Consider the following 16,996-nt stretch of genomic DNA (forward strand, 5'->3'; position numbering starts at 1 on the left):
ACGGTCCGTTGTGGGACGGCGACTTGGGAAGGTCACCTCCACAACGGAGCTTCGATGCGTTCGGTCGCGCACCCGACCGGCATCATCACACCGCCGTGACCTGCACACTCATGAGAGCACCACGACTTTGAAATCTCCCTGATGGCGGAACGAGCCTGTTTCAGGACTTCGATTCCAAATCGGGCGGCAGGCCATAAGCCGCTCGCCACTCCTTCATGAATTTATCAAAAGATTTGGCGTTCCCCTGCGACAGGTTGCTGTAAAGGTCCACCAAACGGTCTCGCGCTTCCCTGGAAGCATCCGGGGAAGCGGATGGGATTCTCAGTTCTTCCCCGTTAGGCAATCGACGCATGACAATCCCATTGACGGCGTCCGATGTCACGGGACGCACCAGTTCATCAACGAAAGTGCGCCATTCGATCAGGTAGACGCCTTTCTTCCGCCCGCGATCCGAAGCCAGGTAGAAGTCTTGTAGAAGCAGCCCTGTATGTGCCGAACCGTTGAAGCGGGGAACGAGAACGTAGGAGTGAACGATCGCATGACAGAGAACCAGGACAGGCAACCGGTCAGGGCGCGCGGCCTCCGTATCGTAGAATTTCTCAATGCGATGTTGATCTATAGCACCAGGGAAATACTCGTCCCGTATAGGCAGGAACGTGACGCTAATGGGACGTTCCTGCACTTCAACCGAAAGCTTTGCTGCCTCAATTAGCTTTCGCACTCCGAGACCAACCCGGAAAAGCGTGTCCTCGAACCGGACTCGCCAGTACGTAACCCAGTCTTCACTGGCGTGCGCCGGGGGCCACGGCCACTCCCGCAGGTCGAGTTCGAACCGCTTCACCGCTCTATGCAAGATGAGTTTGTACGCCCCACCATCATCGATCACTCGATCATCGTAGTTTGGCGCGCACGCTGGCGGGGCGAATTTAACTACAGCCCCGACGAGGGACAGACGCGACTGGCGGTGGCGGGTAGGCAGGACTGGGGCGGCCGAGACACAAGCGCGGTCGCGCGGTCATCCTTCGCCGGTGACCAGATACGGATTCGCCATCAAGGCACTCCCCAAGGGCGGCAAGCCGTTCGGGGACGACGAGGAAGACCAGGACCACGACACCGCAGCCGCGGACGGCGCAGACACTGAGACCCCACCCGGCCCGGCCGCCCCGGGCGCGGGTCCAGCAGCGGGCAGCCCGGCAGACGAGGCCCCAGAAGACGAGGCCGATCCCGGCGCCGCACCCGCTGAGGAAGCCCCGGGCGCCCCGACAGGGGCACCCCCGGAGGGCGAAGAGGCCGAGGTCGAGTCTTCTGAGGAAGCGCCTCCCGCCCCTGAGGACGATGCGCGGCCGTGGTCCGGCGACATGTACGACGAGGGCGACGAGACCGACCCTGCCGCCGCTTTCGCCGCCTACCAGGGAGCCAACGGAGAGGAGGCGTGGCTCGATCAGGCTCCGGACGGCACACTTACCGGATGGGTCCGGGATGCCACCGGACAGGTGTGGCGGTACACCGATCCCGACGTGTGGGCCATCGACGTCGACGATGCTCAGATGACCCGCACCCACAGCCATGCCAGTGGCGACGCTGGCGACGGTGCATCTGCCGAACACGGCGGGCAGGACCCGCTGTTCCCTCCGAAGCAGCAGAGTTAAGGAGCGACAACGGTGGAGCTGAACCGCCAGAGCTACCTGGCGCTGCTCAAGGAAGGCGGAGACGCCTTCACGGCGGGCGACCCCTCCGACGCCTGCCCCTACGACCAGTACAGCCCCGACCAGACGCAGCAGTTCGGCGCCCGTTACTGGACGAAGGGGTACATGGCGGCGCGCACGGCGTCGGAGGCGAAGACCCCCCAGGCCGAGGTCAGCGCAGGACAGTAGGCAGGCGGGCACGGCACGGTCCCGGCGGCCAACTGTCCACCCGCCGGAGGTTCCTCGCCGTGCCGACCGCCCCCACGTCCCGCGCCCCTGCGCCCCGCAAGGGCATCTGCAGGGCGATCTTCGCCGTCACCGGCGTCGTCGATGAAGTCGCGGACCTCATCGTCCCCGGAGCATTCGCTCACACGCTGGCGACCAGACCCGTCAAGACTGTCTGGCACCACGAGTGGAAGGAGCCCATCGGCGTCGTTCTGGACGTCGCCGAGTGGCAGCCCGGTGACCCCCGATTCGCCGACATTCCAAGCTGGCCGTCCGAAGCCGGAGCACTCGTCGCGACCATCGCGTTCAACTTGCGCACGTCCAAGGGCCGCGACGTGTACGAGCAGGTGCGCCAGTGGCACGACCACGGTGAGGCCCAGTTCTCCATCGGCTACCGCGTCCCTCCGAGCGGCGCGACGAAGCGGCCCGACGGCGTGCGTGTGATCCACAAGCTCGACTTGTACGAGGTCTCCCCGGTGTTGCACGGGGCGCACCCCATGACCCGCTCGCTGGAGGTCAAGGCCGACCCCGGCTCCGTCGAGCTGGAGCACAAGACCACCGCGTCCAGCGGCCACATTGACATCAAGGCCGCCGAGCAGCAGGTGGGCCGCGGCAGCATGGTCGCGCTCTACCTCCCCGCCGGCACCGCCGCGAAGATCGCCCACAGCGACGGCACGGACCCGCGTGACCTGCACATCACCCTCGCCTATCTGGGCGACGCCGACCAACTTCCTGGCCACCCTGACGACCTCGCCCAGCTGGTCGCCGCCTCGCTCGATGGCGTCGAACCCCTCATCGGCCAGATCGGGGGTATTGGGCGCTTCCCCGCCAGCACAGACGGCGAGCCGACGTTCGTCCCGGTCGACGTGCCCGGCCTGACCGAGCTGCGTACGCGAATCCTCGACGTCCTTGCGGTGTCGCCCCTCGCTGGGGCGGTACGGACCGACCACGGGTTCACCCCGCACATCACCCTGGGCTACAACCTGCCCGCCGACATCCCGGCAGTGCCTCCGATACCTGTCTCCTTCGACACCGTTCACGTCGTCCGCGGCCCGGACGCCACCCCCGTCCGCCTCACGGGCCATGCCGACGAAGAAGCGGCGACCTCCGAAGGGCTTGCCCAATTGGTCAAGAACGATCTTGGAATGCGGGCCCGGGGTGAAGCGAAGACCGCCCGCGCCACCGTGCTCGAAGCGAAGACCGCAGGCAGCCGAAGCCGTAGGGGCCGCACGCCGGAGAACAAGAGCGCCCGCACCACCGTCTTCGAAGCCAAGTCCCGCATCACACTTGGAGCCCTCGTGCCGCCGATCCAGCCCTTGCCCGCCTCCTACGAGGAGATCCGCGACCGCGTCGGCGCGGCAGTCCGACAGCTGCTCGCCACCGAGGAAGGCACCTGGGTGTGCATCGAGGCCACCTATCCCGACCGCGCCATCGTCTCCGTCCATCAGGACGGCGGCGCCTCGGCCACCTACTCCGTCCCGTACGACGGCGAGGGCAGGGAGATATCCCTCGGCGCTCCCCAGGCTGTCGAGCTGACCACCGTGGTCATTCCCGACCAAGGGCCGGCGCGCCCTGCCGATGCCGACGAGACAACGGACAGCCTGGTCGTGCGCCCAGCCATGAGCGCCCTAGCAGACGTCACCGCCCGCGTTCAGGCCGCCGACGGTACCGAGCAACTTGAGCCTCTGCGCTCCACCGTGGAAGAACTCGTCGCCGCGCTTTCCCGTAAGGGCCTCGACGTCCACCCCGACGACGAGGACGATCGAGAGTCTGCGTCTGCACCGTTCCCGATGGCCGGCAGCGGCATCGACCTGTGGGACGACCCATACGACGAACCCCACGGCCCCGCCCCGACCGACGACATGGGCGAGCAGCCGGACGATGACGAAGACGACGAGGCCACCGTCCTCCTCGACCCCGACGAAGTGAAGGCCCAGCTCGCTGCGATCCAGGGGTAGCGACCGCGACTCAGCCCGCGCACCGCCTTTCGCCGCCCCCGAGGTTTCTGCTCCAAACACTTCAACAAATCAGCAGGTCAGAGCCCGTGTGCTGCCTTCCTCCATCACGTGAGGGACGGCAGCACGCGACGTTAACCACCCCCGCTCTCTCAAATGCTCCGCGTTGTCGGGTCGTCCCGGTGCTGGCCGGGCGAGCGACGCACGTCAACCGCACCCAGCATCAGGGAGAGAGCACCCCGCAATGGCTGAGAACAAGAGCCTTATCAACAGCCTGAAGACCCAGCTCGCCGAGAAGTCCGCCGAAGCCGAGCGCATCAGCCAGACCTTCAAGGTCGAGGACAACGGTGGATTCGTCGTCAGCACCGAGCAGGCCGCCGCCTTCAAGAAGGTGTCCGCCGACGCGATGGAACTCAAGCAGCTCATCGCAGACGCCGAGGGCCTGAGCCAGGTCAAGCAGTACCTGGCCGAGCCCGACTCGGTGCCCGCCGCAGGCCAGCACTACGGACAGAGGCAGCAGGGCCCCATGGAGGGCAAGAGCCTCGGTGACCTCTTCGTCGAGTCCGACGCCTTCAAGCACGCCGCCCAGGCCGGGTTCCGCGACCGCCCGTATGTCCGAGCTGAGATGGAAGGGAAGTCCATCTTCAGCCTGTCGGCTGGGACGGTCACGCACCAGACTCTCGGCTCTGTGCAGAACCTCGGGATCGCGGAGCGCGAGTACCGCAAGTTCCACGTCCGCGACCTGTTCCCGAAGTCTTCGACGAAGCAGGCCGTGCTGTACGGCGCCCGCGAGACCGGCTGGACGAACAACGCCAAGCAGGTAAAGGAACGTTACGGCGCCGACGGCACCAGCCCGGCGACGGGCGCAGAGACCGACACCTGGGGCCGGGCGCCCCGCTCGAAGCTCTCGCTCGTCCCGGTGATGTACCCGGTCAGCGAGATCGCCCACCTCCTCGACGCCCACAAGAACATCTTGAGCGACGAGCCCAGGCTCAAGACCTTCATCAACAGCCGCATGATCGAAGGTGTGAAGTACCAGGAAGACTGGGACCTTCTGCACTCCGTCGGCGACGGCCAAAGCCTGACCGGCATCTTCAACACCCCTGGAGTGCAGCAGTACCTGGGGCTGAACTCCGACCAGTACAGCGTCCAGATCCGGCGCAGCATCACCAAGGCCCTGCTCGCCGAGTACGACCCGACCGGCATAGTCCTCTCGCCGACGATGTGGGAGCACGTCGAAGTCGAAGAGGACAAGACCGGGGCGTTCCGCGTCGCCCTGCAGATAGCCGTCGGCGCAACCAAGCGCGTCTGGCGCCTGGACGTTGTAGAGACGACCGCGATGGCGGATGACAACTTCCTCATCGGCGCGTTCGGCCTCGGCGCCCAGCTCCACGACAGGGAGTCCGTCTCCGTCACCGTCAGTTCGGAGAACGCGGACAACTTCGAGAAGGGCCTCATCACATTCCGAGCAGATGAAAGGGTTGCCTTGGAGGTGCCCCGGCCCGAGAGTTTCGTGATCGGGTCGTGGACGGCGCCGAGCGCATAACAGCAGGCCGCTCCAAGGGTGGGCGCCGCAATTTCGATGCGGCGCCCACTCGATTCTTGTTGCGATCTTCGCTTAGGCTGGCACCAGCAGGTAGATCGCCCGGCCGCCTTGGGGCGTCTGCGGGGTGAGGGGAGAACACACGGTGACCGGCCGTTCTTGTAGCCGTCGCGACTGCGGACGTGCCTATTACGCCAAAGGGTTCTGCAGGAGCCACTACGACGAGGACTTGTCGGCACGCCACACTGAGGGCGCGCCGATCGGCAAGACCCCCGCCACGCAACTCCAATGCCCTCACTGCGGAGAGACCTTCAAGGTAGATCGCAAGAGAGCCCTACGCGCTGCTGCCGGTCGCATGGTGTTCTGCTCGCGCGCCTGTCAGAAGGCGGGGAAGACCGTGGACGCCACCTGCTTCGCTTGCGGCAAGCCGACCCCGCGTCCCGTCAGCCGAAGCAGTAACCGGGCGTTCTGTTCACGAACGTGCTTCCACTCGGTGCCGACGAAGGACCGACAGGGCTCCGAGGAGCCCTGCGCGCAATGTGGCACCCCCGTGTACCGAGCTGCCGGATGGGACCGCGAGCGCCGGTTCTGTTCGACCGCGTGCAAGGGCATGTGGCTTACGGGACGCGAACTCGTGAGCCGGCCCGAGGCTCCCTGCGAGCAATGCGGCACCCTGATGTCCCTCTCCCCAGACGAGATCGCACACAGCAAGCGCTACTGCTCACCGAAATGTGTAGGGCTCGCCAGGCGCACACCTGCTGGCACCCGATACATCGACAAGAGCGGCTACGTCTGGATCTACGTGGACAAGGGCGAGGAGAAGCCGGTCCGGGTGCTGGAACATCGTTGGGTCATCGAGCAGTTGCTCGGGCGGCACCTGCTGCCCACCGAGACCGTCCACCACCTTGACGGTCAGCGCCACAACAACCAGACGGACGGCCCTCTCGTCCTGGACGAACGCGGACGCCTCCGGTCGGGGAACCTTGAACTGTGGTCGCACTTCCAACCCAAGGGCCAGGAGATTGGCCCCAAGCTCGACTTCGCGCGTGGCCTGCTGGCCCTGTACGGAACTACTGACGAGCGGGCCCAGTACGCCGAGTTCAACGAACGCGCGATAGCCGACTGAGGCAAGCAAGCGACGCAAAGCGGGGCGGTCCGTACGGTCCGCCCCGTTGTCGCTGACGAGAGTGAGGTTCCCGATGTCGGAGAGCCAGTCCGCCGGTTTGGTCGCGGGGTTGGAAGCATTGCTGGACGCGCCGCCTACCCGCAAGGGCCCGCCGTGCACCGTCGGGACCGTGCTGGCGTCGGTCGATGGGGAAACCGGCGCGGCACTGCGACGCATCCTCGGCACCCCCGAGGTCTCCTCCACCGCTATCGCCGAAGTGCTGAACCAGCACGGCCGGGAGGTCACCTCCTACACCGTGGCACGTCACCGCCGCCGCGGCGCCGCGCACGGTTGCCGGTGCGCGCGATGAGCCTGACGAACGACCTGGAAGCACTGCTCCAGCCCACCCTTGCCGCGCAGTCGCAACCGAGCGAAGTCCTGCGCTCTCCTGCCCCGGCGCCCCGAGGGTGGGAGTCCGGGGTGCGCTACGAGCCGGGCGGCACGATGGTCGTCACCACCCCAGCCGCCGAACAACCGCCGAACAGCGAAGCTGACTGGCGCGCCCGTGTCGAAGAACTTGGGCTCGCCGTCCCCGACGGCTGGAGAGTGCGGCTCGTCGAGGCCCGCCATGATCCGGCCGCGTGGCATCGCGACGCTCAGGGCGAGGACGCGGTCACCCGACCGGTCTGGCGCTGCCGCTACGTGGTCGAACCCGCTGCCCCGACCTGGCTCTCCGCTGGCGACGTCGACGCCCTGGTCCGCGATGCGATGCGGCGCCGCCGAAAGCCACGTGCCACCGCCGAAACGGCAGAGCGTGCCCTGATCGTCGTCTACGCCGACGCGCAGGCCGGCAAGGTCGGTCGGGACGGCGGCACTCCGGAGCTGGTCTCCCGTGTCGCCGAACGCTTCGACCGACTCGACGACCACATACGGGACCTGAAGGCGATCGGGCAGGCACCGGACGCCGCGTACTGGATGGATGCCGGGGACTGCGTCGAGAACTACGAGAACACCGCCCAGCAGGCGTACACCAACGACCTGAGCATGACGGAGATGATCCGCGTCCACAGACGGATCACCTTCGAGGGCCTGGACCGCCTCGCCGGACGCTTCGGCCGCGTCGTCGCGGCAACCTGCGGCTCGAACCACGGACGTGTGCGGCGCGGCCGCGAAGCGGTCGGCCCACCCAACGACGACTGGGGCCTTGAGGTCATGTCCCAGATCGCCGACGCGTACGCCCGTAACACGGACGCGTACGGGCACGTCAGCTTCGTCATGCCGGGGAAATGGCGCGAGGCCGTGAGCCTGGACATCGCCGGAACCACCGTGGGACTCGCGCACGGCCATCAGTACCCCAAGCCGGAGAAGGCCGGGGACTGGTGGCGGGCACAGAGCTTCGGCCGCCAGGCCATCGCAGATGCCGCGATCTTGATCACCGGCCACTACCACCACTTCCGCACCCAACAGCTGGGCAACGGACGCCTGCACATCCAGGCCCCCACGCTCGACAACGGCTCGGACTGGTACACGGCCCGCAGCGGTGAGGTCTCGACGGCGGGCCTGCTCGTCTTCAGCATCGGCCCAAACGGTTGGGATCACCTCCGGTTGCTCTAAGCAAGATCAGTCGGGTGCAGCAGATCTCCGCTGTCACGCGAGTTGACTTTCATGGCTCTGTTGAGCCCCGCAGGTTCCCCGCTGTCGCAGCAGTACCTCAAGTTCTGCTCTGATGTTCACGGAAGGGCGGTTCGCGAACCTCGTCCGATGCACAGTGGACGGGTGAATACTCGGTTGAGGCGAAGCTGGAAGCTGCGGGGCGGAACTCGAGTCCGGCGCCTGGCAATTGCTGTGGTCGTTTTTCTCGGGGTTACCGGCTACGGGCTGCTGCTCTGGAGAGGCCCTTGGTGGCTCGACGGTTCCCACATCCGGGACAGCGACTTGCAGCCGGCCGATGGTGTCGTGATTACCGGGCTCCGCACGATGCTTGTCGCCCTCGGTACCGCCGTGGTGGCGGGCCTTGGCCTGATGTATACACATCTGAATCTTCAGCACACGCGCGACAAGGATCGAGAGCAGGTCGAACTCGTACGTGAAGGCCAGGTCACGGAGCGGTATATGACGGCAATCAAGCTGCTCGGCTCCGACAACGAGACAGAACGGCTCGGCGGGATCTACGCCCTCGAAAGAATCATGAAGGATTCAGAGAAAGATCATTGGACGGTGGTCGAAGTTCTTGCATCGTTTGTACGCAACCGCTGCGAGCGTCAAGATGAGACCGAAATAGTCGAAGTCAACGGCGAACAGGCAACGCTCACTTACTCGAATTCACCGGAGCGAGACGGGATAGTGGCCTTCCAGGTGCTCTGTCGCCGTCCGGCCCGCGACGAGGCCCACCGCGTTGATCTGCACGACGTGACTCTGCGGGACGTACACGTCGAGGGCGGCCGGTTGCAGAATTTCGACCTCTCAGATGCGGACCTAGATAATGCGACTTTCATCGGCTGCAACTTCGAATCGGTTCGGCTCAGTGGCGCTGTCCTCGACAAGGCAATTCTGACTGATTGCGACCTGTCCAAGGTGACATTTGATGGCGCCTCGCTCTCGGGCACAAAGTTTCACAACGTGTCGCTAGAGAAAGCCAGTTTCTGTCATGCCCAGCTGGAAGGCACTTCCATCGACGAGGCAACGATGAAAGAAGTGGACCTACGTGAAGCGGACATTGAAGACACACTGTTTTCCGACGTGAGCCTCCACGGGGCTCGGCTTGAGGGCGCGATGCTCTACGGAGACACCGTGTTTCGGAACGCCCCCGGCTTGACCCCAGCGCAACTGGCCCCAGCCACTGTTGCCTCAAGTATCGAACTGCCTGCTCCTGTTGCGCGTGTGGTGAATCTTCGCTCAGAGATCAACTCCATTCCCCGTCACACCCTCGGTCACGTAGAAGATTGAGCCGTCAGGGCGCGACCCTAGCCCGCTCCGGCACGCATCCTTCGCCGACCATCGCAATCGGAGGAAGGACACCATGGGCCTGTATCGCCAGGATGGCACCCGCATCACGAAGGCAGCATTTCCCGCGGCCGCACTCGACGATCCCCCCGTCCGCGTCACCGAAGACATCTACGTCTCCGAGCCGTACGGGCGTGGAGACGGACAGCCCGAAGGCTCCAAGCGCTTCCTGCTCTACCAGGCCGGAACCGTCGTCCCGCGATCCAACATCGATCGCGCCTTCACCGCAGCCACCGTCAACGCGATCAGCCCGACCAAGGGCTCAGCCGCAGGCGGCACCACCATCACGATCAAGGGCGAACACCTCGACGGCGTCTCCGCCGTCAGCTTCGGCGCCACCGCCGGAACCGAACTGCGCATCCACTCAGCTAACGAGCTGACCGTAAAGACGCCGTCCGGCGAAGCGGGAGCCGTAACCGTCGAACTCGCAGATGACAGCGGCCTCATCTCCAAGACCAGCGGCTTCACCTACGAGGCCCCGGCTGGCGGCTGACCCGAGCCGTCTGGGGCCCCAGCTGTGGGGCCCCAGCGGAGCCGGGGGCCACCGCCCCGGGGCTCCCATTCCCGCAAGCCGCGATCGTCCCGCACCGCACGACACAAACCGGGCCACCTGTGCAGGGTGCGCGCGATCGGACCGACACTCGCATGAGGAGCCATCCATGGCCACCACCGCCCGCACCCGCAAGACCACCGCGAAGACGACCGCCGAGGACGATACGGCGGCTGCACCGGACATCGAGCCCACCGACTCGGGCCCCACCGCGCCGGAAGCAGCCCCGCTGGAACCGCCGCACGTCGACGATGCTCCCGAGCCCCCGGCCGCACCCCTATACGTCACACCGACCGAGGTCATCCCCGACGAGGAGAACCTGGCCGACGTCATTCTCGACGACGCCACCGGGCAGCCGCCCGCCAACCTCGACGAGGTGTTCGTACCCCTCACCCCGTTCGGCTCGACGCTCCAGTGCACCGTCCGCCTGATCGAGCGCACGTTCCTCGGACCCCACCACAGTCCCGTGACTCGGCTCCTCCAGCCGAAGGGCGCCGTCGTCTCCGAGAACATCGCCGCCCGTATCCGCGAACGCCTCGACGCGCAGGCCGCGCGCACCAACCCCAACCAGTAGGGAGACGCCAGGTGTCGGTCTACGACCACAAACCCATGTGGGCCGGAGCGCACTACGACCCGGCCCCGGCCGGCGGCGAGGTGTCACGCCTCGACCTGTACGCCACACCGGAACGCGACGGGTCGGTTGTCGCATCGGCCGCACCTGCCGTCCGCCTGCGCGCCGGGGTGTACCGCTTCGACATCCCCCACGTCGCGCCGGGCCGCTACTGGGGTGCGGTCACCTTCACCCCGAACACATCCGGGCAGACCATCATGGACACATCGGTGCGCTTGGACCTCCCCACCGGACAGGGCCTGGTCACGTCACCCGAGGCCGTCGCCGACGCCCTCGGTACTCCGCTCCCGCTCACCTCTGGCCAACGGAGCACCTACGAGACGGAGATCCGCAACGCGCAGGCCGATGTCGCCGCCTACCTCGGCCGGACCCTGGTGCCCTCGGTCGCCACGCTGCGCGGGCTCACCCCGTACTGGGCGGATGCACTTGAGGACGCAGATACCTGGCACCTCGACGTCGACGACATCGCTGAGGTGATCTCCTACCGGGCCAATGGCGACGGCACGTACGACGTGGACCTCCTCGTGGGTCTCGACGGCGCCAAGGAGGAGTCGGTGGTGCGCTATGTCGTAGCGCACGCCGCCGAGACCGTCCGACAGCGCACCGACCAAGCCACGACAGCAGCAGGAGCGGGTCGCCGCGTTTCATCCGTGAGCGCCGAAGGCCAGTCCATCTCGTACGATCCCGCGCCCGCCACAGGGCAGGCAGGCGCTCTCCCCACCATCGACAGCCTCTACCGGCTGCGCCGTCTGGTGTTCCAGCCCTTGTCCCGGCCGCCGCGCGCCCCTTGGCCGTACGCGTCGAGCCGCGCCCGGCGATGATCGGAAGGGGAGGACGATGGCCGTCGTTCTGGCGAACCGGGCGCTGACGCTGTACGCGCTCGCGCACCCCTGGGCCCGAGACGCGAACGGCGTCCCCGTGCCGCCCGACCCAAATCATCGACCGGCGCCGCGCGGCACCTGGCCCGGCTCCGCCCTGGAGCAGCCGGACACCACCTGGTCCCTGCGCCTGGACCCGGCCGCCTGGCCCGTAGAGCCCGGCGATGTCGTCGGCGACGAGGCCGGGATGACATGGACCGTCACCACCGCCCGCCTCCACCGGGTGCCCGGCTACCCGGCCGTCGACTACATCCAGGCCACCGCCACGCAGAACCCGCCGGAGGTGCCCTGACATGGCCAAGTTCACCCCGAACCCTGCCTTGGAGACGCTGCTCGCGAGAATGGTCGCCCCGCATGTCCAGCGCATCGCCCACCAGGTCGAGGTCGAGGCGAAACGTCTCGCCCCACCCACAAAGCGGTGGGTCACCGTGCCCGACGACAAGGTGCGCCCCACCCACGTCCAGGCACAGGGCCAAGTCGTGCCAGGGAACCTGCGGTTCACGATCAACAGCATGGACTGGGACCGCAAGCACCGCGGCGTCGGCCCGAACACGTACATGCTCCAGCCCCGCGACCAGACGTCCCGGGCGGTCGCCAACCTGAAGAACTGCCGTTGCGCCACCGCCGTCGACCCCGAGGGCATCGCACGGAACATCAGCTCCAGCCAGCCGATCATCACCGGCAAAAGGGTCACGGTAACCGTCACCGCCCGCGGCCCGATGGTTGTCGAGGCCGAAGTCGGGACCGTCTACCCCGGCAACCTCATCGCCGTCGGCGCGCACTTCATGGCCCGTGCTGCCGCAGCCGTGGCCGCCCGACGCTGACGGCAGCACCTCGCAGGAAGCCACAGCCGCCCCACCACATCAGAGCGCGACATAAGGCACCGCGGTCTCCCACAGTGCACGCCATGACTGCCAAGAACCTCACCACCCAGAGCGCCGCGCCGGAGGCCCCGGCCGACGATGTCCCGTCCGCACGCGTCACCGCCCCGCCGATCGCGCCGATGGAGACCATCACGCTGGCCAACCACCTCAACATCGAAGGCCGCAGCTACCTGCCCGGCGCGAAGGTCCGCGTGCCGGCCGACTACGCCCGCCGCCTGCGCCTCTCGGGCTACGTCGCCCGTACCTGATGACCGCCATCGCCGCGCTCGCCGATGCCGACCCGGTGACGGCGTTGCTTACTTGGCTCCAGAAACACCCCCGCGTGGCCGAGGCCCTGGGCGGCCCCGGCCGCGTCTCCGGGATCTCCGAGGCCCCGTGGCCTCACCTGCGCATCAGCCACGGGCCCGGCGGAGACCTGCGCACCCTCACGTGGGCAACCGAGCCCGAGGTGACACTGGAGATGTACGGCGACCCCGGCGGCTGGCCGGGACAAGCCGAGCTGCGGCGCATCATCCTCCTGTGCGCAGCCGCGGCCTCCGAGCTGCCCGACGCCACCCACACGCCGGGCCAGCCCGTCATCAGCGGCGTCCGCCCCTCCGGCACGCTCCTCTGGTCCCCGCTCGTCGACGGACAGCCTCGTTGGCTCCTGGGCCTACTGGTCTCCCTGCACCCGTGAAGTGGCCGCGAACTGCGACCAGGCCGGACGAGGTGGGGAGCTACTGACGCTCGATGTGGAGTCGTTAGCCCAGCGCGCACGGTTCCTAGGCTCTGCCCTTCACTTCTTGACCGTGTCGAACCACAGGTCGTCAAACATGCAGCGGTGATGTTCCTCGTCCTTAGGCTCGTACATGCTCCAGCAACGGGGGCACTTCGTAAGTACGGCCAGTACCACCCCGCAGCAGAAACAGAACTCAACAAGGGTGTCCGGGGCCGCGGCAGTGGAAGCACCTCGCACCAGGCACTCCTGCTCGCACACCGAGCATCGGGTCGCGCCAGCCTCGTAGAGCGCCTTGGGCATCGGATGTTCGAGTAGCGAGTCGGCGTAGCGCAGTGCTGCTTCGCGGGGGGCGCTCAGCGTGCTGCAGAACTCGCAGCAGACGGTGTAGAGCTCGTCCATGGCGGAGGAGAGTGGGTGGTCGTTGATCGCGGGTACGAGGGCCCACTGTTGGCAGTTGGGGCAACGCACGGTCCGGTTACGGGCGGGGCCGAGCACCGGGGCTAGTGAACGCATCCGTTCTGTGACATAACTTTCTATTTGATGCAGACCTGAGCGTATTCGCTCCAACTCTGGGCTGGCCTGCCTCACTTCCTTGTCGCCCAGTTGGGGTAGAAGACTGGTTTCCAGGAAGACCATGAGAAAGTGCAATACCCGGGCGGTTAGGGACTCGACCGATCTGGCATTTGCCGCCGCTCCGACCAGCCCATAGTGCTGAAGTGCGTTGCGACTCTTTGCGAGTTGATCCAAAGCTTCCTCGTCGCGCCTGGCAATGGACAGGCCGACGATCTCCGTCAGCCGCTCACGAGCCTCCTTGGGCGTACAACTACTCAGGGTGCCCTCCTCCAACGCAGACTTGGTCGCCTTGCCGGGGTTGGAGAAGACCAGACTCCAATGCTCAACTTGGAGCCGGGCCTTGAGCAGCACCTCAGCCCCCGCAGCAAGGTGCAGTAGGGCGTACTTAAGGTTTCGTGGACTGCCCTGTCTCTCGCCAGACTCCAACATCTCCACGACGCTGACCAGGTAGTCAAGCCCGTTGGCAACAGGGGGAAACTCCACGTCGCCGTGCGGGAGTTCAGCCCGCCGCACGGGCACCTCTGCCCCATTGTCGACGTGTTCTCGCGGCTCGGTACTTGCATTTGCGCGAGGTGGAGTGTCGGTCATTTGCGGTCCTTGGCAGTGAGGTCGTTCACGCGTGGCCCTTGCCAGCCTACGCACCGCCTGCCAGCCGCTAATCAGGCACTCCGCCACCTCTGGAACCTCTCCAGCAGTCCCACGCTGCGGGAAGGTCGGAGCACACCGTGTGCACTTCGTTGAGAAGCGGCTTAGCGCCTCGGCCAGCGCGCGACGTTAGCCCTCTGCTCTCCCCAAGGTTCCAAGGCCCGATCACCGGACCCCCAGGGAGACCCCGCCATGGCAGGCGAGACCGCCAACAACAACCAGATCGTCATCCCCGCGCTCACCCGCGTGTGGCTCGCCGAGGTCGGCACCACCGCGCCGGCCGACGCGACCGTCGTCATGCCCACCGGCTGGCGCGCCGTCGGCCTGACCACCGAAGACAGCTTGAAGTTCAACAACGAACCCAACTTCGAGCAGGTGCGCTCCGCGCAGTCGTCCTTCCCGACCCGGACGTTCCAGACGCAGGACGCGTCGACGATCGAGGTCGACCTCCAGCAGTGGTCCGGGGAGAACTTCCGGGCCGTGTATGGCGGCGGCGACATCGTCGAAGTCACGGCACAGGACACCAAGAAGCACTTCAAGTTCACCCCGCCGCGGATCGGCTCGCGCACCGAGATCGCCGCGTGCATCGAAGTCATAGACGGCGGCAAGAGCTACCGCTACATGGTCCCGCGTGCCATGCAGATGGAAGGCGTGAACACGGAGCTGGCCAAGACGAAGGAAGCCGTGTTGCCACTCAGGCTCGCAGTGCAGGGCGGTGACGACTCCGACGCTTGGTATGTTATTACTTCTGACCCCAGCTTTGCGCCGTCAAGCAGTTAGTACCATGCAAGGATGAGCAAACCCTCCAAGCCGATACTCGAGCGACTCTCCTCTGATGCTCTGGAGTCCCTGAAGGCCCGTCTGGAACGGTACGTCGACCGTTCCGGCGGGCCGGACGCGTGTTGGCCGTGGATTGGAGGAAGTTTCGTCAATGGCTACGCCGTCTGCTATGCCGGTTCCGGCACTCGAGACCGTGTCATGGTCAAGGCGCATCGGGCGGTGTACGAACTCACCTATGGTGATACGTCTTTGACGATCGACCACCAGTGTCACGACTTGGGCTGCCCCGCGCCTGGCGCTGGCTGCCTTCACCGGCGGTGTTGCAACCCCAGGCACTTGCGCGCCGTGGAGAACTCAGTCAACTCCCGGAGGGCGCAATCCGGTAAGCGGCGTGACTATTGCCGAGCAGGGCACAAGATGACCCCGGACAACACCTACGAGAACCCGGCCGGGGGACGGTCATGCCGGGCCTGCTCTGCAGCCGCAGCCCGTGAACGGCGAGCGTCGGCTAGGGCCGCCCGAGCCGCTGACGGCATCCGGGCGGGCAGGGGCTACCGGCCCCGCGGCATGGACCAGCGACAGCTCGTCGAATGGGCCCTGGACAGGCACATCGGACCAGACTGCTACTACTGGCCTGGTCAGCACCCCACCCGATATGTGAGCGTCAAGTGGGGGGACCGCATGGTCACAGGACACCGTCTGGTCTACGAGGTGGCACACGGCCCCATCCCGGATGGCATGGTCATCGACCACATCTGTCACCACCCCGAGACGTGCGAGGGCGGCCATCTGTGCCCTCACCGGGGCTGCATCAACCCAGACCATCTGGCAGCCGTCGAACCAGCCGTGAAGACGAGTACCGCCCGCGCCGCGCGGCGTCGGCCGGAATTCTGCAAGGACGGGCACAAGTTCACGTCAGAGAACACATACACCGACAACCGCGGCTCTCGGCACTGCCGCACGTGCGCAGCTGAGCGGGCACGCGCCAAGAGGCCCACTCCCCAGAAGCAGGTCCGGGAGGTGTGCCGCAACGGTCATCCGCTGACGAAGGACAACATTTCGACGGGACCCGACGGCAAGGGTCGCCGGTGCCTGACGTGCAGTCGGGCCCGATCAGCCCGCTACGAACGGAAGCTGCGCGCGACGTAAGGGCGGGTGGCCTGCGAGTCTCCGGCGCTGCCGCATCCCGCGACTCAGCCTGCACACACGAGAGGCCCGCCCTTCATGTCCTTCGTCATCGACCTCGACGCCGCCGAACGCCGGGAAGTCCAGTACCCCCACGGCATCCCGGTGAAGTACCGCGAGGAGCAGTTCCTTTACCCGGCCGAGCTGCCCGCTAAGGCGCTCGACCCGTTGCTCTCCGACACGCTGGACCTTGTCGGCCTGCTCCGCGATGTCATCGAGGCGAGCGAGAACCCGACCGCGTCCGTCGTCATCGACCTGGTTTTCAAACGGCCTCACCTGCCGCGCCAGTTCGTCGATGCGATCTACGAGGTGCACCGCATTCTCCTCGGCAAGGAGGAGTACCAGCGGTTCGAGGACCTGGGCCCCTCCCTTCCCGCGTACGTCCGTCTCACCTTGGGCCTGATCAAGGTCTATGGCGTTGACCTGGGAAAACTCTTCGGACTGGGCGGCTCCTCCGAGAGCGGTGGGGAGACGTCGAGTCCGACCTCAGCCGATTCCACGGGCTCGACGCCCGAGGAATCTGGCGACAGCCAGGAGAGCCCGGCTTCCTCGGACTGAGGCGTCTGATCGTCCTGATCGACGGCCTCCCCGAGGAGTCCCGCATCCAGTCCGCCCAGATCAACGGGTGGACCAAAG

20 protein-coding genes are annotated in these 16,996 nt (G+C 66.4%); 18 read left to right on the plus strand and 2 right to left on the minus strand.

The window, feature by feature from the left end; translation table 11 throughout:
* Positions 1-160 precede the first annotated feature (160 nt).
* The gene (locus J7E89_RS04405; RefSeq protein ID WP_214968576.1) at positions 161-886 is read right to left on the minus strand and encodes a hypothetical protein; all 726 of its coding nucleotides are present in this window, start codon (positions 884-886) and stop codon (positions 161-163) included.
* Between the two features lie 142 nt (positions 887-1,028).
* Here J7E89_RS04405 and J7E89_RS04410 point away from each other — a divergent pair, with 142 nt between their 5' ends.
* The 15 genes from J7E89_RS04410 (at position 1,029) to J7E89_RS04480 (ending at position 13,135) form a co-directional block, all read left to right on the plus strand.
* Positions 1,029-1,649 (plus strand): hypothetical protein, encoded by a 621-nt coding sequence (locus tag J7E89_RS04410; protein ID WP_214968578.1) that lies wholly within the window; start codon positions 1,029-1,031, stop codon positions 1,647-1,649.
* Between the two features lie 12 nt (positions 1,650-1,661).
* Positions 1,662-1,874: a hypothetical protein gene (locus J7E89_RS04415; RefSeq protein ID WP_214968580.1), complete on the plus strand. Its 213-nt coding sequence runs from the start codon at positions 1,662-1,664 to the stop codon at positions 1,872-1,874.
* Between the two features lie 59 nt (positions 1,875-1,933).
* Positions 1,934-3,868 (plus strand): 2'-5' RNA ligase family protein, encoded by a 1,935-nt coding sequence (locus J7E89_RS04420; protein WP_214968582.1) that lies wholly within the window; start codon positions 1,934-1,936, stop codon positions 3,866-3,868.
* A gap of 241 nt (positions 3,869-4,109) precedes the next feature.
* Positions 4,110-5,411: a phage major capsid protein gene (locus J7E89_RS04425; protein ID WP_214968584.1), complete on the plus strand. Its 1,302-nt coding sequence runs from the start codon at positions 4,110-4,112 to the stop codon at positions 5,409-5,411.
* Between the two features lie 673 nt (positions 5,412-6,084).
* A complete protein-coding gene (locus tag J7E89_RS04430; RefSeq protein WP_214968586.1) occupies positions 6,085-6,534 on the plus strand; it encodes a hypothetical protein in 450 nt (149 codons plus the stop codon).
* 73 nt (positions 6,535-6,607) lie between these two features.
* On the plus strand, positions 6,608-6,883 hold the full coding sequence (locus tag J7E89_RS04435) for a hypothetical protein (protein WP_214968589.1): 276 nt from the start codon (positions 6,608-6,610) through the stop codon (positions 6,881-6,883).
* Entirely contained in the window at positions 6,880-8,127 is a 1,248-nt protein-coding gene (locus tag J7E89_RS04440; RefSeq protein WP_214968591.1) for a hypothetical protein, read from the plus strand. Before J7E89_RS04435 ends, J7E89_RS04440 begins: the two co-directional genes overlap by 4 nt.
* 162 nt (positions 8,128-8,289) lie before the next feature.
* Positions 8,290-9,459, plus strand: coding sequence for a pentapeptide repeat-containing protein (locus J7E89_RS04445; protein ID WP_214968593.1), 1,170 nt, complete (start codon positions 8,290-8,292; stop codon positions 9,457-9,459).
* Between the two features lie 73 nt (positions 9,460-9,532).
* Positions 9,533-10,009: an IPT/TIG domain-containing protein gene (locus J7E89_RS04450; protein WP_214968595.1), complete on the plus strand. Its 477-nt coding sequence runs from the start codon at positions 9,533-9,535 to the stop codon at positions 10,007-10,009.
* Positions 10,010-10,175: 166 nt separating this feature from the next.
* A complete protein-coding gene (locus tag J7E89_RS04455) occupies positions 10,176-10,640 on the plus strand; it encodes a hypothetical protein (protein ID WP_214968597.1) in 465 nt (154 codons plus the stop codon).
* Between the two features lie 11 nt (positions 10,641-10,651).
* The gene (locus J7E89_RS04460) at positions 10,652-11,518 is read left to right on the plus strand and encodes a DUF4054 domain-containing protein (protein ID WP_214968599.1); all 867 of its coding nucleotides are present in this window, start codon (positions 10,652-10,654) and stop codon (positions 11,516-11,518) included.
* A gap of 16 nt (positions 11,519-11,534) precedes the next feature.
* On the plus strand, positions 11,535-11,867 hold the full coding sequence (locus tag J7E89_RS04465; protein ID WP_214968601.1) for a hypothetical protein: 333 nt from the start codon (positions 11,535-11,537) through the stop codon (positions 11,865-11,867).
* A 1-nt stretch (position 11,868) separates the two neighbouring features.
* Positions 11,869-12,399 (plus strand): hypothetical protein, encoded by a 531-nt coding sequence (locus tag J7E89_RS04470; RefSeq protein ID WP_214968603.1) that lies wholly within the window; start codon positions 11,869-11,871, stop codon positions 12,397-12,399.
* An 83-nt stretch (positions 12,400-12,482) separates the two neighbouring features.
* Positions 12,483-12,707 carry a hypothetical protein gene (locus tag J7E89_RS04475; RefSeq protein ID WP_214968605.1) on the plus strand — a complete coding sequence of 75 codons (225 nt, stop codon included), beginning with the start codon at positions 12,483-12,485 and terminating at the stop codon, positions 12,705-12,707.
* Positions 12,707-13,135, plus strand: a complete 429-nt coding sequence (locus J7E89_RS04480; RefSeq protein WP_214968607.1) for a hypothetical protein — start codon at positions 12,707-12,709, stop codon at positions 13,133-13,135. Before J7E89_RS04475 ends, J7E89_RS04480 begins: the two co-directional genes overlap by 1 nt.
* A gap of 99 nt (positions 13,136-13,234) precedes the next feature.
* On the opposite strand, the gene J7E89_RS04485 is transcribed toward J7E89_RS04480, so the two are convergent.
* The gene (locus J7E89_RS04485) at positions 13,235-14,338 is read right to left on the minus strand and encodes a hypothetical protein (RefSeq protein ID WP_214968610.1); all 1,104 of its coding nucleotides are present in this window, start codon (positions 14,336-14,338) and stop codon (positions 13,235-13,237) included.
* A gap of 249 nt (positions 14,339-14,587) precedes the next feature.
* On the opposite strand from J7E89_RS04485, the gene J7E89_RS04490 reads away from it, so the two are divergent.
* The 3 genes from J7E89_RS04490 to J7E89_RS04500 all read left to right on the plus strand — a co-directional run bounded on the left by J7E89_RS04490 (position 14,588) and on the right by J7E89_RS04500 (position 16,918).
* A complete protein-coding gene (locus J7E89_RS04490; protein WP_214968612.1) occupies positions 14,588-15,175 on the plus strand; it encodes a hypothetical protein in 588 nt (195 codons plus the stop codon).
* A 681-nt stretch (positions 15,176-15,856) separates the two neighbouring features.
* Complete coding sequence (locus tag J7E89_RS42295; protein WP_374196785.1) at positions 15,857-16,324, plus strand: HNH endonuclease signature motif containing protein; 468 nt, start codon at positions 15,857-15,859, stop codon at positions 16,322-16,324.
* Between the two features lie 75 nt (positions 16,325-16,399).
* A complete protein-coding gene (locus tag J7E89_RS04500) occupies positions 16,400-16,918 on the plus strand; it encodes a hypothetical protein (protein WP_214968617.1) in 519 nt (172 codons plus the stop codon).
* Positions 16,919-16,996: the final 78 nt, after the last annotated feature.

Source organism: Streptomyces sp. ISL-100 (assembly GCF_018614615.1).
Lineage (GTDB): Bacteria > Actinomycetota > Actinomycetes > Streptomycetales > Streptomycetaceae > Streptomyces.

What these genes read in the sequence shown, in the direction of transcription:
- J7E89_RS04425 (WP_214968584.1), top strand. Translation starts at nt 4,110, where the DNA reads ATGGCTGAGAACAAGAGCCTTATCAACAGCCTGAAGACCCAGCTCGCC.
- J7E89_RS04430 (WP_214968586.1), top strand. Translation starts at nt 6,085, where the DNA reads ATGTCCCTCTCCCCAGACGAGATCGCACACAGCAAGCGCTACTGCTCA.
- J7E89_RS04435 (WP_214968589.1), top strand. Translation starts at nt 6,608, where the DNA reads ATGTCGGAGAGCCAGTCCGCCGGTTTGGTCGCGGGGTTGGAAGCATTG.
- J7E89_RS04440 (WP_214968591.1), top strand. Translation starts at nt 6,880, where the DNA reads ATGAGCCTGACGAACGACCTGGAAGCACTGCTCCAGCCCACCCTTGCC.
- J7E89_RS04450 (WP_214968595.1), top strand. Translation starts at nt 9,533, where the DNA reads ATGGGCCTGTATCGCCAGGATGGCACCCGCATCACGAAGGCAGCATTT.
- J7E89_RS04455 (WP_214968597.1), top strand. Translation starts at nt 10,176, where the DNA reads ATGGCCACCACCGCCCGCACCCGCAAGACCACCGCGAAGACGACCGCC.
- J7E89_RS04465 (WP_214968601.1), top strand. Translation starts at nt 11,535, where the DNA reads ATGGCCGTCGTTCTGGCGAACCGGGCGCTGACGCTGTACGCGCTCGCG.
- J7E89_RS04470 (WP_214968603.1), top strand. Translation starts at nt 11,869, where the DNA reads ATGGCCAAGTTCACCCCGAACCCTGCCTTGGAGACGCTGCTCGCGAGA.
- J7E89_RS04475 (WP_214968605.1), top strand. Translation starts at nt 12,483, where the DNA reads ATGACTGCCAAGAACCTCACCACCCAGAGCGCCGCGCCGGAGGCCCCG.
- J7E89_RS04480 (WP_214968607.1), top strand. Translation starts at nt 12,707, where the DNA reads ATGACCGCCATCGCCGCGCTCGCCGATGCCGACCCGGTGACGGCGTTG.
- J7E89_RS04485 (WP_214968610.1), bottom strand. Translation starts at nt 14,338, where the DNA reads ATGACCGACACTCCACCTCGCGCAAATGCAAGTACCGAGCCGCGAGAA.
- J7E89_RS04490 (WP_214968612.1), top strand. Translation starts at nt 14,588, where the DNA reads ATGGCAGGCGAGACCGCCAACAACAACCAGATCGTCATCCCCGCGCTC.
- J7E89_RS42295 (WP_374196785.1), top strand. Translation starts at nt 15,857, where the DNA reads ATGGTCACAGGACACCGTCTGGTCTACGAGGTGGCACACGGCCCCATC.
- J7E89_RS04500 (WP_214968617.1), top strand. Translation starts at nt 16,400, where the DNA reads ATGTCCTTCGTCATCGACCTCGACGCCGCCGAACGCCGGGAAGTCCAG.